Annotated in this window: 17 protein-coding genes; 11 read left to right on the top strand and 6 right to left on the bottom strand. The window is 62.7% G+C overall.

The window, feature by feature from the left end; genetic code table 11:
* Positions 1-33 precede the first annotated feature (33 nt).
* The 3 genes from B0E55_RS26070 to B0E55_RS26080 all read right to left on the bottom strand — a co-directional run bounded on the left by B0E55_RS26070 (position 34) and on the right by B0E55_RS26080 (position 2,183).
* Complete coding sequence (locus tag B0E55_RS26070) at positions 34-849, bottom strand: slipin family protein (protein ID WP_080910778.1); 816 nt, start codon at positions 847-849, stop codon at positions 34-36.
* On the bottom strand, positions 846-1,316 hold the full coding sequence (locus tag B0E55_RS26075; protein WP_080910792.1) for an NfeD family protein: 471 nt from the start codon (positions 1,314-1,316) through the stop codon (positions 846-848). The genes B0E55_RS26070 and B0E55_RS26075 overlap by 4 nt, the downstream gene beginning before the upstream one ends.
* 117 nt (positions 1,317-1,433) lie before the next feature.
* Positions 1,434-2,183, bottom strand: coding sequence for an IclR family transcriptional regulator (locus B0E55_RS26080; protein WP_198538455.1), 750 nt, complete (start codon positions 2,181-2,183; stop codon positions 1,434-1,436).
* 247 nt (positions 2,184-2,430) lie between these two features.
* Between B0E55_RS26080 and B0E55_RS26085 the strand changes: the two genes are divergently transcribed.
* From B0E55_RS26085 to B0E55_RS26125, 9 genes are all read left to right on the top strand, one after another.
* On the top strand, positions 2,431-3,483 hold the full coding sequence (locus B0E55_RS26085) for an NrtA/SsuA/CpmA family ABC transporter substrate-binding protein (protein WP_019746070.1): 1,053 nt from the start codon (positions 2,431-2,433) through the stop codon (positions 3,481-3,483).
* A 4-nt stretch (positions 3,484-3,487) separates the two neighbouring features.
* Positions 3,488-4,345 (top strand): ABC transporter permease, encoded by an 858-nt coding sequence (locus B0E55_RS26090; RefSeq protein WP_020971388.1) that lies wholly within the window; start codon positions 3,488-3,490, stop codon positions 4,343-4,345.
* Positions 4,342-5,184: an ABC transporter ATP-binding protein gene (locus tag B0E55_RS26095; protein ID WP_031332129.1), complete on the top strand. Its 843-nt coding sequence runs from the start codon at positions 4,342-4,344 to the stop codon at positions 5,182-5,184. The genes B0E55_RS26090 and B0E55_RS26095 overlap by 4 nt, the downstream gene beginning before the upstream one ends.
* Positions 5,168-6,211: an ABC transporter substrate-binding protein gene (locus B0E55_RS26100; RefSeq protein ID WP_021334437.1), complete on the top strand. Its 1,044-nt coding sequence runs from the start codon at positions 5,168-5,170 to the stop codon at positions 6,209-6,211. Before B0E55_RS26095 ends, B0E55_RS26100 begins: the two co-directional genes overlap by 17 nt.
* Positions 6,208-7,317: an LLM class flavin-dependent oxidoreductase gene (locus tag B0E55_RS26105; RefSeq protein WP_019746074.1), complete on the top strand. Its 1,110-nt coding sequence runs from the start codon at positions 6,208-6,210 to the stop codon at positions 7,315-7,317. The genes B0E55_RS26100 and B0E55_RS26105 overlap by 4 nt, the downstream gene beginning before the upstream one ends.
* Positions 7,314-8,468: an LLM class flavin-dependent oxidoreductase gene (locus tag B0E55_RS26110; protein ID WP_003946051.1), complete on the top strand. Its 1,155-nt coding sequence runs from the start codon at positions 7,314-7,316 to the stop codon at positions 8,466-8,468. The genes B0E55_RS26105 and B0E55_RS26110 overlap by 4 nt, the downstream gene beginning before the upstream one ends.
* Positions 8,465-9,172 (top strand): class II aldolase/adducin family protein, encoded by a 708-nt coding sequence (locus tag B0E55_RS26115; protein ID WP_080910780.1) that lies wholly within the window; start codon positions 8,465-8,467, stop codon positions 9,170-9,172. Before B0E55_RS26110 ends, B0E55_RS26115 begins: the two co-directional genes overlap by 4 nt.
* 41 nt (positions 9,173-9,213) lie before the next feature.
* Positions 9,214-10,155 (top strand): ABC transporter substrate-binding protein, encoded by a 942-nt coding sequence (locus B0E55_RS26120; protein WP_080910781.1) that lies wholly within the window; start codon positions 9,214-9,216, stop codon positions 10,153-10,155.
* A 240-nt stretch (positions 10,156-10,395) separates the two neighbouring features.
* The gene (locus B0E55_RS26125; protein WP_080910782.1) at positions 10,396-11,646 is read left to right on the top strand and encodes a reverse transcriptase family protein; all 1,251 of its coding nucleotides are present in this window, start codon (positions 10,396-10,398) and stop codon (positions 11,644-11,646) included.
* Positions 11,647-11,659: 13 nt separating this feature from the next.
* Here the strand turns inward: B0E55_RS26125 and B0E55_RS26130 are convergent, their stop codons facing one another.
* From B0E55_RS26130 to B0E55_RS26140, 3 genes are read right to left on the bottom strand one after another with little or no spacing between them, the layout of a single operon-like run.
* Positions 11,660-12,046, bottom strand: coding sequence for a RidA family protein (locus tag B0E55_RS26130; RefSeq protein WP_003946047.1), 387 nt, complete (start codon positions 12,044-12,046; stop codon positions 11,660-11,662).
* Between the two features lie 42 nt (positions 12,047-12,088).
* Entirely contained in the window at positions 12,089-12,901 is an 813-nt protein-coding gene (locus B0E55_RS26135; protein ID WP_020909738.1) for an alpha/beta fold hydrolase, read from the bottom strand.
* Positions 12,898-13,680: an IclR family transcriptional regulator gene (locus B0E55_RS26140; RefSeq protein ID WP_019746079.1), complete on the bottom strand. Its 783-nt coding sequence runs from the start codon at positions 13,678-13,680 to the stop codon at positions 12,898-12,900. Before B0E55_RS26140 ends, B0E55_RS26135 begins: the two co-directional genes overlap by 4 nt.
* A gap of 195 nt (positions 13,681-13,875) precedes the next feature.
* Between B0E55_RS26140 and B0E55_RS26145 the strand changes: the two genes are divergently transcribed.
* Positions 13,876-14,880, top strand: coding sequence for an ABC transporter substrate-binding protein (locus B0E55_RS26145; protein ID WP_029256745.1), 1,005 nt, complete (start codon positions 13,876-13,878; stop codon positions 14,878-14,880).
* Between the two features lie 10 nt (positions 14,881-14,890).
* Positions 14,891-15,673, top strand: a complete 783-nt coding sequence (locus B0E55_RS26150; protein WP_020971398.1) for an ABC transporter permease — start codon at positions 14,891-14,893, stop codon at positions 15,671-15,673.
* Position 15,674 lies beyond the last annotated feature (1 nt).

The raw sequence follows: 15,674 nt of genomic DNA on the forward strand, positions 1-15,674 counted from the left end.
TCGAATACAAGGGTGGAGAACCGAAACTAGATGCTAATCAACAACTTTCGCATTCCATGCGAAACGGGCAGGTTCTTCGGTCGCGGGAGTTGCCGCAACTCCGCCACCGATAAAGGGCCGGACAAGATCCAGCGGCAAGGGGAAGACAACGGTGGAGTTGTTCTCGCTACCGATCTCGTGAAGTGTCTGCAGATATCGCAATTGCAGGGTGGTCGGATTGCGGCTGATCACCTCGGCCGCCTCGGCGAGCTTGGCCGAAGCCTGAAACTCTGCGTCGGCGTTGATGATCTTGGCTCGACGTTCACGTTCGGCCTCTGCTTGCCTGGCGATGGCGCGCTGCATGTTGGCTGGAATCTCGACGTCCTTGATCTCGACGGTCGTGACCTTGACGCCCCACGGTTCGGTCTGCTGGTCGATGACTTTCTGCAGATCCTCGTTGAGGCGTTCACGTTCGGATAGCAGCGAGTCCAGCTCAGCTTTACCGAGGATGGAGCGCAGTGTGGTCTGGGCGATCTGTGAGGTGGCGGCCAAAAAGTCCTCGACTTCGACTATCGAACGGTCAGCGTCGACGACCCGAAAGTACGTGACGGCGGTGACCTTCACCGGAACATTGTCGCGGGTAATCACTTCTTGGACCGGTATTTTCAGCGTGACGGTTCGCAGACTGACCCGTTCCATACGATCGATCGCCGGCACCAGAATCACCAGGCCTGGGCCTTTCAAGGTGATCAATCGGCCGAGGCGGAACACCACCGCGCGCTCGTACTCGCGCAGAACTCTCACCGACATTCCCACAAGGACTGCAATCAGCACGACAAACACGGACAACATGACAAGCACGGTGGTCATAGCGGCAGCTCCCACGGTTCACGACGGCGCACTTTCAGAGTCAGGCCTCGTACCTGCTCTACGACGACGAATTCGCCCACGGCAGGCACGGAGTCGTCGTACCCGAATTCCATTCGAGCACTCCATAATCCGCCGTCAAGCTCGACCTGACCCTGCGCGCCGGTCCAACTGCGAACGGTCGCGTCGGAACCGACAAGAGATTCCGTCCCCGTACGCACGGGAGCGCGGCGCGCGGTAAGCGCTTTTCGACTCGCTACCGCCACCACGCCCAGGCCGACTACCGCGACTCCCGCCGTCACCGGGATCGCGATCAATTGGCCGATACCGTCGGATGTGAAAAGCATCCAGACGCCGGCACCGATCATGAGTGCTCCAAGCACACCGAGCACCCCCGCGGTTGGGGCATGCGCCTCGACCACGATCAACAGGACGCCCAGCAGCAGGGCAACGACACCGATCGTCGTCATCACTCGTCTCCACGCTCGCGAGGACGCGGTCACGTCGCGTAGCCATTGTGCGATCGCGCCCTCGACTTCAACGGTAATCACGTTCGGCCGGATCTGCCACAAGCGCTTCACGCCAGTTCAGAGAAGCACTTCACCGATCTGTCGCGCAGTCACCTTGGCAAGGTCGGCGAGGAACGGAATCCGTTCGTCGATCATCAGCTCGACCGGACCACGAAGCCCGAGAGCGTAACGCACAGTGCCGGATCCATCGATGATCGGAATTCCGATCGTTCGGTAATCCGGGGTCAACTCCTCGTCGTTGAATCCGTATCCTCGCTCACGAGTCAGTTCCAATTCCCGGCGGATACCGGCAACATCGGTGATCGCACGCTGAGTGGTCGCTTCACGTGGCAGCGCAGCGAGCTCGGAATCGTCGACATCGGACCAAGCCAGAAAGGCTTTCCCCAGTGCGCTCGCATGCAAGGGAAGGCGGACACCCTGGAGCACGTGCCCGTCGGCCTCGCGCCATCGGCTGAATCCGAGCAACACCACCTCACTTCCGCTTCGCACTGCCAGGGAGGCGGATGCTCCTGTCGTCGCGGCCAATTGCTCCAAATAGGGCTCGGACAGATAGATCCGATGCTGCCGGTAGGAGACCTGTCCGTATGCCGCCAGCGCCGCGCCGATGCGATACCGACTGGTTGCGTCGTCCTTCTCGAGGAACCCCGCATCGACGAGCGACTGCAGCAATCGATGCGTGGTGCTGACCGCAAGCTCTTGTCGCCGCGCAACTTCCGAGACTCCCAGTTCTTCGCCACTGCGAAAACATGTGAGCATGGCCAGGGCACGGGTTACCGTCTGAACTCCCGCGCCGCGTGCGTCCGTCACGAACGATCCTTTCGCTGTGGCCTGATCGACCTGAGAATCGGACGCTAACACGGACCCAGCAGTCCGGCCATCCTTTCCATCAGGTGGAAAGGAACCAGACGCGGACCCACAAAAGCCCAGATGAACAGACTTCCGATGTTGTCAAGATTTCCAATCTCCAGAAAACAAACGGGGGCAAAACAGACACGCACCCAATAGCGTCATCGTCGTCAGTTCTGACGAATCAACGCCTGAAGGAGCCACATACATGTCCCGCTTCCGCCGACTGCCACGAGCTGCCGCTGCGCTCGCCATGATCCCGCTGGCCGGGTTGGCGGTGGCGTGTGGGTCTTCCGATTCCGACAGCGCCGCAGGCAATTCCAGCGCCGACTTCACGCTCAAAGTCTTCGATCCCGGAAACTCCGGTGCCATCGCCGTCGGCAAGCGTGACGGAACCTACGACGAGGCGCTGGCACCGCTGGGCGCAAAGATCGAATGGGTCAAGACCACACCGGGATTCAGCTCCAACCTCAAACTGTTCAACAGCGGAGAACTCGACATCCAAACCGGCGCATACAGTCCCGTCGTCGGCGCACTGTCGAAGGACGTGGGTGTCCGCATCTTCGCCACGTCCGACCCGTACAACAAGGACCAGGCCGGCATCATCGCCACTCCGGAATCCGGAATCAAGACCGTCGCAGATCTGGCCGGCAAGCGCATCGCCGTCAACCCTGCAGGTAAGGGCGAGTACATCACGCTCAAGGCCCTGACGCAGGCCGGAGTGCCGATCGATTCCGTCGAACGTGTTCCGCTGCAACAGGCTGACGCGGCGTCTGCGTTCTCCACCGGGCAGGTCGACGCGTGGGCATCGTTCCTGATTCCGTATCAGGAGGCCAAGGCCAAGGGCGCGGTCGAGATCGCAACCGAGGCGAGCATCGACTCCGTGGACAGCACCATCATCGCCGGCCGCACCGCAGTACTCGAAGCACATCCCGAGGTGGTCCAGAAGTTCCTCGAGGTCACCCAGGAACTCACCGCGAAGCAGCAGGCCGACCCAGCAGCCTTCGAGAACGTCTTCGAACAGACCGGTCCGCGTGCACTCTCCGGACAGCGGCTCGACGACGCGATCACCCTGGGCGGCCAGATCACCAACTTCCGCTATCCGACCGCAGCGGATGCCACCGACCTCGAATCGATCTCCACACTGTTCGCCGAGAACAAGGTGATCCAGCAGCCGCTCAAGGGCAGCGATGTGATCTTCGACCTCCAGGGTGCTGTGGCAGGTTCGGCAGCGGCAGCGCCCACCACCGAGGGGAAGTGACCCGATGGTGACGCTGACCCGCCCCGCACGAACGGCGTCGCAGTCAGTGGAACATCCGCAACTCGAAACGCCCCGCTACCGGCGCAATCGCAGCAGGCCCAAGTGGGTCTCGATCCCCCTCCGCTTCCTCGTGCCCGCGCTGCTGGTTGCCGGATGGTGGATCGGATCCGCTACCGGACTGATCCGCGAAGAGATCCTGGCCGGACCTCCGGCGGTGTGGACGGCATTCGCCGAGCTTTACCAGTCGGGTCAGTTGGTCGACTTCGGTCTCGCGTCGCTTCAACGTGCTGCACTCGGTGTTTCGGTCGGTGTGATCGTCGGATTGGTGCTCGGGGTTCTGTCCGGTCTCTCCTCGCTCGGTGAAGAACTGATCGACTCGACCATGCAGATCAATCGCGCGGTCCCGTTCCTCGCGCTCGTTCCGCTGTTCATCGCCTGGTTCGGTATCGACGAAACTTTCAAGGTGGTCCTGATCGCGGTCGCGACCGTCGCCCCCATGTACGCGTACACCTACCTGGGAGTGCGCGGGGTCGATCGCAAGATGGTCGAAGCGGCACAGGGTTTCGGACTGACAGGTTGGCGACTGGTGTTCGGAGCGATTCTTCCGACCGCCCTCCCCGGTGTTCTGATGGGGCTTCGAATCTGCCTGTCGCTCAGCATCACCGGATTGATCGCCGCCGAGCAGGTCGGCACACGTGAGGGGATCGGATACCTGGTCACTCTGGCGCAGGAATACAACCGCACCGATTACATGGTTCTGTGCATCGTCATGTACGCGGCGCTGGGTCTCATCTTCGACGCCGTCGTCAGGCTGATCGAGCGGTACTCCATGCCGTGGCGGAGATTGTCGGTGGCGCGATGACGAACACGACCGTCGGCTCGCTGCCGACCACCGAAGCACCTCTACCACCGTTGGCAACGCGTGAGCGGACCGGTACCACCGCGGCCGAACGACGAGCCGGATCACCAGTGGCAGTCTCACTCACCGGAGTGCGGAAGTCGTTCGGTGACAAGACTGTTCTGGGCGGTATCGACCTCGAGATCACACGCGGAGAGTTCGTCGTTCTCCTCGGCCCCAGCGGCACCGGCAAGACGACCCTGTTGCGAGTGCTCTCCGGTTTGGAAGCACCGGACAGCGGCGAGGTGCTGGTTCCGCGCGACCGCACGGTTGTCTACCAGGAACCGCGATTGATCCCGTCGAAGCGAGTTCTGGCCAATGTCACAGTCGGACAGAAGCGGTCACGTCAGGTGACCGACAATGCACGCAACGCACTCTCCGAGGTCAACCTCGCGGACAAGCACCGTGCCTGGCCGGCCACCCTCTCCGGCGGTGAGGCCCAACGCGTCGCATTGGCTCGCGCTCTCGTTCGCGAACCTGAACTATTGCTGCTCGACGAACCGTTCGCGGCCCTCGACGCTTTGACCAGGCTCCAAATGCAAGACTTGGTAGGCGATCTGGTCGCCCGCCACCGTCCGGCTGTACTACTCGTCACGCACGACGTCGACGAAGCCGTACGACTTGCCGACCGCGTGCTCATCCTCGACAAGGGCGGGTTTGCCGTGGACGTCGATATCGACCTGCCACGCCCCCGCGATCGGAACGATCCCGAATCTTTGCGCTACCGAGCGAGTTTCCTGAAGGAACTCGGCGTCGGCCGCACCTTCCCCGACGGACAGGACAGTCATGACATTGATCGCTGATTCCGCAATCGACACACTCTGGTACACCCGCTGCCCCGTTCCCACCGCCAGCGGTCTCGCCAACAGTCTCGGTTGGCTCGACCGGACGGCAAACGAATCCGGAGTGCGTTTCGGCGTACTGCAAGATGCCGGACCGGAATTGGCAGTGCGCCATTTCGATCACCATCTCTCCGGACTCATTCGCGAAGGCGGCAACGTCCCCGCACTGGCTGCGCGTGCCAGTGGTTCTCCGACGCGGCTCATCGGGCTCACCTGGATCGACGAGGCCCAGGCGATCCTGGTGCGCGGAGACTCCGACATCCGCGAAGCAGGTCTTCTGGCCGGCGCTCGGATCGGTATCCCGGCCTGGGCGGCGGATCAGGCCAGGAGTTTTCCTCGCGCCATGGCCCTGCACGGCTTCGCCTCGGCACTTCGACTGGGCGAGTTGAGTTTTGCCGACGTCACCCTCGTCGAGGTTGCGACGACCGCAGCCCCCGAGGTCCGCACCGCCTCGTCCACCCGCAACACGACGTGGGGTGTCGAATCCCTGCTCCGCGGCGACGTCGACGCCATCTACGTCAAGGGCGCCCGCGCCCAGGAAGTTGCCCGCGAACACGGCCTCGCCGTTGCCGTCGATCTCGATTCCACTGCATCCCTACGTGATCGCGTCAACAACGGCACCCCACGACCGATCACGGTTCATGCCGACCTACTCGAACAGCGCCCGGACATCGTCGTCGGTTTCCTCGCCGAGAGCCTGAGAGCAGCGGACTGGGCCGCAGCCAACATCGACGAGGTCCGAGCCGTGCTGCAGAACGAAACACAGTCCGGGCCCGAAGGTGTGGTGGCAGCCTACGGCGAGAACTTCCACACCGGACTGCATTTGAGCCTGTCGGACGAGCGTGTGGACCTGCTCGGCGTGCAGAAACAATTCCTGTATGCGCACGGCTTCCTTGCCGCCGACTTCGACCTGCAGTCCTGGGTGGCGCACGAACCACTGGAACAGGCACGCGCACTTGTCGCCGCGCAGAAGGGCACAGAAGAATGACGGACGTCTACTGGGAGCTGCCCTCGCGCGGTGACGGACGCCGGGCCGTGGCCGCGCTGAACAGTCGCGGCGGCTTCGGGCCACAGCGACCGACTACCGTCGCGACCGATGTTCGCCCCGGAAACTTCGGGCCCTTCGACGAATTGGCACAGATCGTTCTCGCAGCCGAACTGTCGGGCGTCGACGGCGTTGTCGCACCGTACGATCCGAATGGCGAAGAATCCTGGATCGTTGCTGCCGCCGCCCTACGTCAGACGCGTCATTCGCGAGTGGTCGTGGAGTTTCACCCCACTTTCGGCACCCCCGTCTACGCCGCCAAAATGTCGGCGACACTTCAGCGCCTGTCGGCAGGTCGTCTCGAATGGCGAGTGAAGGTAGAGACGGACCCCGAAGACGCCGCTGCTCGCGGAGACGTGGTTCGAGGAGCCGACCGCTACGCGCGCGCCGCGGAGTTCCTGACCGTCGCACGCGGTGTGTGGAACGAGGAACAGATTCTCCCCGGCGGATTCGGCGGCACGGGTTACGACTTCGACGGCGAGTACTACGACGTACTCGGCGGCGGATTCCGAGGCATCTTGTCGGGACTCCGTTTTCCCCGAGTACATCTGACCGGAGACTCACCGGAAGCTCTGGAACTCTCGGCCCACCATGCCGATGTCCATCAGTTCACCCTTGCCGGTGACGAGTTGTCGACACGGATCACCACCCTCGACGACCGAGCATCCGAACTCGGCAGGACCGTCGAGAAGGTCCTGCGCATCCCGATCATCGCGAGGGAGACAGCCGACGAAGCCTGGGCTCGCGTCGAACGGCAACTGAGAGAAGCCGATTCCGCTGCACTCGAGATCGATCGGGGCGGCATCCTGTGGTCCGGATTCGACCGCATCGGCTACGAGCACAGTATCGGCCTCGTCGGAAGCTACGAGGAAGTGGCACAGCGATTGTCGTCGTATCGCGATCTCGGCGTGGACGGTTTCGTCTTGTCAGGTCGGCCACACATCGAAGAGCTGCACCGGGCGGGCGAGCATCTCCTGCACCTGGTCGATCCCGAGGGTCGGATCCGCAAGGAAGAGAAGGCCACCACAGAAGAGAAGGCCACCGCATGAGCATCGATTTCTATTGGCGGATCGGGATGGAAGGCGACCACGCGTCGCTGCGTACTCCGCGTCGCTACAACCGCGGCGATGCCGGTGGATACGGGCCGGGCAACATCGCTCCCGCGATCCGCGGCGGCGAGTTGGACGGATACAGCTACATCGACCACATGGCCGCGGTGGCAAAGGCTTCCGAGTCTGCCGGCTTCCTCGGCGGACTGCTGCCGTCCTTCCCGATGACCGAGGATCCGTGGGCGACCGCAGCAGCGTTGGCCGCCGAGACCACCACGTACCGTTTCATGGTCGCGTTCCAACCGGGTTTCCTTCACCCGGTACAGGCCGCGCGGATGTCGGCCAGTCTGCAGCGAGCAACTGGCGGACGTCTGGTTTACAACATCATCAGTGGCGGAGGCGGAGCGCCTCAGCTGTGGTGGGGCGACAAGGTCGACCATGACGATCGCTACACCAGGACGTCCGAGTTCCTCGATGTCCTCAAGGGTGTGTGGGACGGCGAACCTTTCGACTTCGACGGTCGCTTCTTCCAAACCCACGGTGCCGCACTTCCACCCGGGCTTGCCGGCCAGCCGTTTCCCGAGGTGTACTTCTCCGGATCTTCGGCAGCAGCCGTCGCCGCCGCCGGACTGCACTCCGATTACTACCTTTCCTGGCTGGAGCCGTACGCCGATCTGAGAGCCAAGATCGACGGCGTGCGGGAGAATTCGGCCAAGCTGGGACGCACCCCGAAGTTCGCCGTACGCATCGACGTCGTTGCCCGGCACACCGAAGAAGCCGCGTGGGCCGAGATCGAGAAAGGCTGGGCTTTCGTCGACAAGGGGGCCGCCGACCGTGCAGCGCAGGGTGACTCGGTGGGCGCCGCCCGCATCAAGGGGTGGGTGCCCGAACACATCACCGGTTACCGAGATCTGGAAGTGCAGCCCAACGTGTGGTGTGGCTTCAGCCTCATCCGCGGCGGACCAGCGTTCGGACTGGTCGGCAGCTACGAGCAGGTAGCCGAGCGCCTCGACGAGCTGCGCGAGCTGGGCGTCGACGCCTTCATCCTCGCGGGTAACCCGCATCTCGAAGAGGCATACCGCGTCGGCGAAGAAGTTCTTCCCCTCCTGCAGCGCACCCCGATCACACCTTCTGGACTGGAGACTCGATGACCACCACCGAAACTCGACTCGACGCCGATACCGCAGCATTTGTCGAAGCAGCGCGCAAAGCAGCAGACAAGGCATTCGACGTCTTCCGCAAGACCGGAACGGTTGCAGCCAACGGGACCGTGAACTTCGTCGAACGCGTACCCGGCACCGAAATCGCGGTCGCCCTGAACGACCCGGGACCGTGGGCGGACGATCCGTCGGTGTCACCAGTTGTCGCTACGTTCGATGGAGAGGTGCTGTCCGGCAACGGATCGGCTGGTTTTGTCACCGGCTACGCGTCAGTGTTCCGTGAGCATCCGGAAATCACCAGCGTCGTCCACATCCACACTCCGTGGCTCGGCGGTTGGGCACAGACACACCGGACGCTACCCATCCGCTATGCGGCTTCGCAGAGGCTGACGCTCTCCCGAGAGATTCCGCCGCACATCGATCGATCCCGGTCTGCGGGCGAGTTCATTCTCGAGCGTCTCGAACACGATCCCGATCTGGTGGCGATCTTCGAAGCCAACGGCGGGGTCAACGTCATCGGCCGCAGCGGGTTGCTCGACCTCGCGAAGTTCGTCGTCCTCCTCGAGGAAGGCGCCCAGTTCCAGGCGATCGCCGAAACCCTCGGCGGTTCGGTCGAATTCGATCCGTCCAACCTCGCCGTCCAGTGGGGCCGTAGCGGACTCGCCGACGAGGCGCGTCGACGCGGCCTCATCTAGCCACCCCCATCACTGATTCAGAACAGGAAACCGTAGATCTCATGACCGTTCGCGTCGGATACTTCCCACACAACAATTCGCTGTTCGTACTGCGCCACACCGGAATCCTCGAGCGCCGTCTCCCCGATGTCGAGTGGGTGGACCTGCGTGAGCTTCCCGCCAAGCCTGCAGCGAACCCGGAGAACGCCTTGCCGACCCTGCACTCGGACTGGCTGTTCGAGGAGGGCGGATACGACGTGATCGGAACCGGCTTCACGCCGCCCGTCACCGGATTGGCTCAGGGCCGCGATCTCGTCTACATCGGAATCTCCGGCCCCCGCGTGGAGAACGGGCGCCTGGTAGTCAAGGCAGAGTCCGAGATCAACACGGTAGAGGACCTGCGCGGCAAGCGCGTCGGCATCGCGCACGGATCGTGGCAGACCACACTTTTATTGTTCGCCTTGGATCAGGCGGGGCTGACCTGGTCCGACATCGTCCCTGTCGACACCGACGTGCGCGGTGGTGGAGCGGACCTCGTCGACGGCACCATCGATGCCTGGGTAGGGGCGTACCCGGGGCTGACCGACATCGAAGCGAACCACGAACTGCGCACGCTGATCGCCACCGACGGACTCTTCAGCCACCCCTCACTGTGGTTCACCCGGCGCGATTTCGCGGATACCAACCCGGAGGCCCTCCAGGCGATCATCGAGGCCCTGCAGGAATCCGACGCCTGGATCGAAGCCAACCCTCGCGAAGCCGCGCAGATCTTCGTCGACGACATCGAGAAGCGTGGCGGGTCCGCGAGCATCGATGCCTGGGAAGCTGCACTGCGCGGACGTCCTTTCGGTGTCAACCCGGTCACCGACGAGTTCCTCGACGAGCAGCAGCGCGCGGCCGATCTCCTGCTGAGCAACGGACTACTGCCGCAGGCGGTCACCGTCCGCGAAGCAGTCGTGCCGTGGATCAGCGAGTTCGTCGGTTCGGATCGTTCGTCGATCTGAGGGCCCACACCTGACAGATCCGCTTCACACGTGACAGATACCGAACGGTCTGCCATTGTGAAGAGATGCGGCGGCGCGTGGGTGAGAGTTGGTCCACGCGACCAGTCTCAGGGGTAACCCCTGGGTCGGCCAGAAGAATTGGATACTGCGTCCACCGGCGTTCGGCACGCTCCGCGTGCTTGCCGCCGCACCGGACAAAGGATTTGGTCACCCCGCCCCGTCGCATCCCGGAGTCGAATCATGCGTGACTTCGAGCTCGATCCCGAGTTGGCGCGTCGTCTGGCCGTTGCGGCTGCTGACGCTCCGTGGACCCTCAGCGGCCTCGAGGAGGCATTCGGAACCGTCTTCGGTGTTTCCCCGACGCTCCTGGCCGTGCGCGTTCTCGACCTCATGCCCGCCCCACCGTTCGAACCGCAAACGCTGTACCGATTGCTTCGCGAACTACCTCGCCTGCGGCCTGTTCCTCTCTCACTGGACACCAATGAATCTTCGGTGTGGCGGTTCGACGTTCCCCGCTACAACACCAGTGTGGACCTGGCTCGTTCACTGGATCTGACGATCTCCGAACTCGAGTGGTTTGCCGACCGAGGGGAATGGCTCCGCACGAAACCCCTACCGCTACGCCACTACCGGCCCATGCAGATCAGCAAGAAGACCGGCGCTCGCCTCCTCGAGGTACCGAAACCTCGATTGCGCGAAATTCAGCGCAAGATTCTGCGCCGCATACTCGACCTGGTGCCCCCACACGACGCGGCACACGGATTCGTCCGTGGTCGAAGCCCTCTGACTTTTGCAGCGCCGCACGCACAGTCGGAAATCGTGATCGGTGTGGACCTCGCGCAGTTCTTCCCCTCGATCACCGGCAGCCGCGTTCACGCCGTCTTCACAGCCCTCGGCTATCCACCCGCAGTGGCGGGAGTTCTCACCGGATTGTGCACTGTTGCAACACCTGCCGATACCCTGCGCGGCCTACCGTATGCACAGGCATCACAGCTACGCACCGCGCATCTTCCGCAAGGCGCGCCAACTTCGCCTGCACTGGCGAATCTCGTCGCGCGCAAACTCGATATCCGCTTGAGTGGACTCGCACAAGCAAACTGGCTCACCTACACCCGATACGCCGACGACCTCGCCTTCTCCGGAATCGAAGTTGCCGACGTCGGAACCCTCCTCTGGAGCGTCGAGCAGATCGCCAGGGACGAAGGGTTTGCCATCCATCCACGAAAGACCAAGGTGATGCGCCCTCATCGACGCCAACACCTCACCGGGCTGGTGATCAACGACCAACCGTCGTATCCGCGTGACGACTACGATCGCTTGCGTGCCCTGCTGCACAATGCCGCCAGTACTTCTGCGCAGGAACAGAATCGGGACGGAATCGAGAACTTCCGCGCCCACATCTACGGCCGGATCGCGCACATCGGCGAAACCAGCACTACGCGCCGACGCACATTGCTGCGCCTGGCTGAACGTGTGGATTGGGACGGCTAGTGCCCGCGAGCAGTCAGACCCGCGGTGTGTACGCCATGCATTCGACCTCCATGTGCGCACCCAGCGCCAGTCCGTCTGTTCCGAACGCACTGCGGGCCGGCAGTCTCGACGCCGGGAAGTACTCGAGGTAGACCTTGTTGAACTCCTGCCAACGAGACATGTCGTCAAGCATGACAGTGCATTTGAAGATTGCTTCGACGCCGGAACCGTAAGCGATCAGCGAAGCCACGATGTTCTCCATGGTCTGTCGAGCCTGCGCTTCGAAGCCGTCGGCCAAAGTCCCGTCCGGGAGCATGCCGATCTGACCCGACAGATACAGAACGTCTCCGACGCGCACTCCGGTGGAGAACGGCGTATCGAAAGCGGGTGGGATGAACTCGACGGTCTGAGATGAATCCATTAGATCTCCTCGGAGTTGGAATATGCGTGACGAGTTGGTGTTTCAGCGCACAGGGCGGGCACGAACATCGGCCAGGAAGTGCGCCACCAACTCGTTCCACGCGTGTGGGTCCTCGAAGTAGGGGGAGTGGCCGCGGTCGGCAAGTTCGACCACTTCGGCGTGGGGCAGGAACTCGGCGGCGCTGCGAATCCGCTCGGGTGTCATCAAATCGTCCAGCTCACCCGCGATCAGCAGAACCGGCGCCGTCACCGCGGCAAGATCGCTCGGCGAGTAGTTGTGGGCCTTGAGAATTCGGAAGAACTCGGTGTCAGGTGGGCGATGACCGAAGGTGCCGAGAGCTTGGTACAGGTATGCCCTCGCCATGTCCAAGCTCGGCAACCGTCCGCCCACAGCGGGGTGTTCCCCCAGTGGCCGCGCCGTGACGGGCGCCGCGGTGAGGGGAGGTGCGCCGTCCGGACCGAATCCGACGGGAATGCCGCCGGTCGTGCAGGCCAGGACTACCGACTCCACCCGCTCCGGAACAGCGATCGCGGTCCCCAATGCGGCCCAACCGCCCATCGACTGGCCGACCACGTGCGCTCGATCGACCTCCAACAGGTTCATGATTTCGATCAGATCCGAGACTGCCGCTACCGGGCCGTGGTTGCCCTTTTCGTTGGTGGACCGGCCGAATCCTCGCTGATCCCAGCTGATTACCCGATAATGCTGAGCGAAGTACGGTACCTGTTGGTACCAGACCGCGGCGTTGCCGCCGAGACCGTGCGTGAGAATCAGATCCGGGCCTTCGCCGGCAGTCTCGTACCAGACCCGTTCGCCGTCTGCGACGGTGATGAAGCCCTCGGTCCGTGAAATCATCCTTCTTCTCCTGTGTCGGACGGGCGCTTGCCCGAAGTGTGGTCAGTGAGGAGTTGCTGCACTTCATCGGTGGCCCGAAGCAGGTGTTCTTCGACCATTCGCGTCGTTTTCGCATCGAAGTCGGTATCGAACCCGATCACCGTCAACGCGCAGAGCGGAGATCCCTTGCGGGAAGACACTGCACGCGAGACCGAACCGATGATGTCCTGAGATCGTTTGTGTACAACGGCGAATCCGGTTTTCTGCGTCTCGGCTATGTCGGCGAGAAAGCCGGTGGGGCCTTCCAGTGGATAGCCGCTCTTCTCCACCATCGCCAGGTAGGGCGCCCGGGTGTTGTCCTCGAGTGCCGCGACCAACGCGAGCGGACCCGCGAACCGGTGCGGCGGAAGCAGATCCCCGAGCATCCGAGTGATCATCTTGAGTCTCTCGGGACGCAGCGCCGCGATGATCCGCGTTCCGCCGCTCTCGAGAACCTGCAGATTCACCATCATGTCGGTGCTCTCGGACAGCACCCGCATGGTCGGATCGCACAAGGCCGCCAACGAGTGCGCTGCCGCTTCGTGGGAAACCTGCAGTGCAGCCGGGCCGGGGAGATAGCGACCGTCGTAGCGGAAGACCCAACCACGGTTCGCGAGTTCTCCGAGCACTCGGTGCGCAGTCGGGCGGAGCATCCCGACTTCTTCTGCCAGTTCGCTGAGCTTCATCGGCGTGGTCGAGCGCGCGATGGCCTCGAGTAGATCCAGCGCTTTGTCGACGGCGGACGCAGAACCCTTCGTCATCCGATCCCCTCCCGGTGCCGTGGATGTACCCGGCGATCCGAAATCTCGTGTTCTTGGAAAACCCTTGGCATTCGTCTTGGAAATTACTATAGTCACAACAATCGTTCCGGCGTACGGAATTCTTTGAGCGTCTTCACCTTCCCACCGGATTACCGGCAAGGAAGTCATATCTTTCCCAGCGAGAGGCTTTCGGACATGACGGTTGGACATACCCTTCGGTCGACACCACGGTTCAGAGTTGTTGCCCTAGCTGCGGTCGCGACCGCAGCATTGGCACTGACCGGCTGCTCGAGCGACGCCACGGCCTCCGACGACGGGGGCACCCAGACCACCACGATTCGAATCGCACCTCAGCCGATCGCAGACTTCGCACCGATCTGGCTCGGAATGGAGCAGGGATACTTCACCGACGAAGGACTCGACATCCAGCTCGTCGAGGGCGGCGCCAGTTCCTCGGCTCAAATTCCGTTGCTGCTCAGCGGAAATGCAGATATGGCAGCCACGACCGCCGCCGCCGCAATTCAGGCACGCAGCCAGAACATGCCCGTCACCATCGTCGGAGGGCTCACGAATTTTGCCGCGAGTGACGGCGTCGACCAGTCCGGCCTCGTTGTCGCCAAAGACAGTTCCATCAGCGGCTTCCGTGACCTCGAAGGCAAAACCGTTGCGATCAGCGGATTGAAGTCCGTCAGCGAGGCAGTCATCTCTGCTGCGGTGGAGAAGTCCGGTGGAGCAGCGGACAAGATCTCGTTCATTCAGGCGCCCATGCCCAACCTCGGTGACCTTGTTTCCACTGGCGGAGCCGATGCGGCATTCCTCATCGATCCGTTCCTGAGCAAAGCAACCGACTCGGGGCTGAAGATCCTCGGCCACCCCTTCCCCTTGGCCGCGCCCGGTGTGCCAGGGACCTCGCTGGTCGCTTCGGAATCGTTTGTCGACGCGAACCCGGACTCACTCGCCAAATTCCGTACGGCGCTTGCCAAATCCGTCGACTACGCCAATCAGAATCCGGGCGCCGTCAAGGCTGCACTCTCGACACAAGCCAAGATTCCGCTCGAAATGCTGGCCAACAGCAAGAATCCTCAGTTCGTCGCAGTAGTGGAACCGGGTGCTCTCGGCACGGAGATCGAACTGCTGGTCAAGTACGGGGTACTGACGGATTCGGTCGAGGCCGATTCCTTGCTGACCCCGGCCAACTGAGTTGTCCGCCTTGACAACCCTGCAGACTCGCCGCAGGCAGGTTCTGCTCGGTCGGCTGCTGACGCTCTTCGCGTTGGCAGCCGCCTGGCAGATCTTCGGAATGCTCGGCGACGAGGACGTCAAAGGTATTCCGAAGTTCAGCGACGTGGCAGTGGCACTTGTGAACGAACTCGGCACGTCCTCGTTGTGGACATCACTGGGACAAACGGTGACCACCACAGCGATCGGATTGGCGCTGTGCCTGGTCATCGGGATCCCGGCAGGACTGCTGCTCGCCGCGCACCCGTTCCTGACGGTCTCCTCCCGTTTCGTCATCGACTTCTGCCGAACCGTTCCGCCGCTCGCAATCATTCCGCTCTTTCTGCTGATCATGGGCCCGACGCAACGGATGGCGGTGGCACTGATCGTGGCAGTAAGTGTGTGGCCGATTCTGCTCCAGACGATTCACGGTGTGCGCAACGTCGACCCGGAACTGCTGGCGACCGCACGCTCCTTCCGACTTCCGCTGTGGCGCAGACTCGCTCTCGTCGTCGCACCGGCGTCGATGCCCTACATCTTCACCGGGATTCGCATCTCGGCAACACTGAGCTTGCTGCTGACCATCGGTGCAGAATTGATCGCGGGCGTGCCGGGACTCGGTAAGGAGATCTTGCTGAGCCAATCCGTCCCCGATCGAATGTTCGCACTGATCATCGTCGCCGGACTACTCGGAATGCTGCTCGCCTTCGCCGTGATGGCGATCGAGAATCGTTTACTTGCTTGGCATTACATCCCGAGGAGGATGACGACGTGAA

It is taken from the genome of Rhodococcus sp. 66b, from assembly GCF_002076325.1.
GTDB lineage: Bacteria > Actinomycetota > Actinomycetes > Mycobacteriales > Mycobacteriaceae > Rhodococcus_F > Rhodococcus_F erythropolis.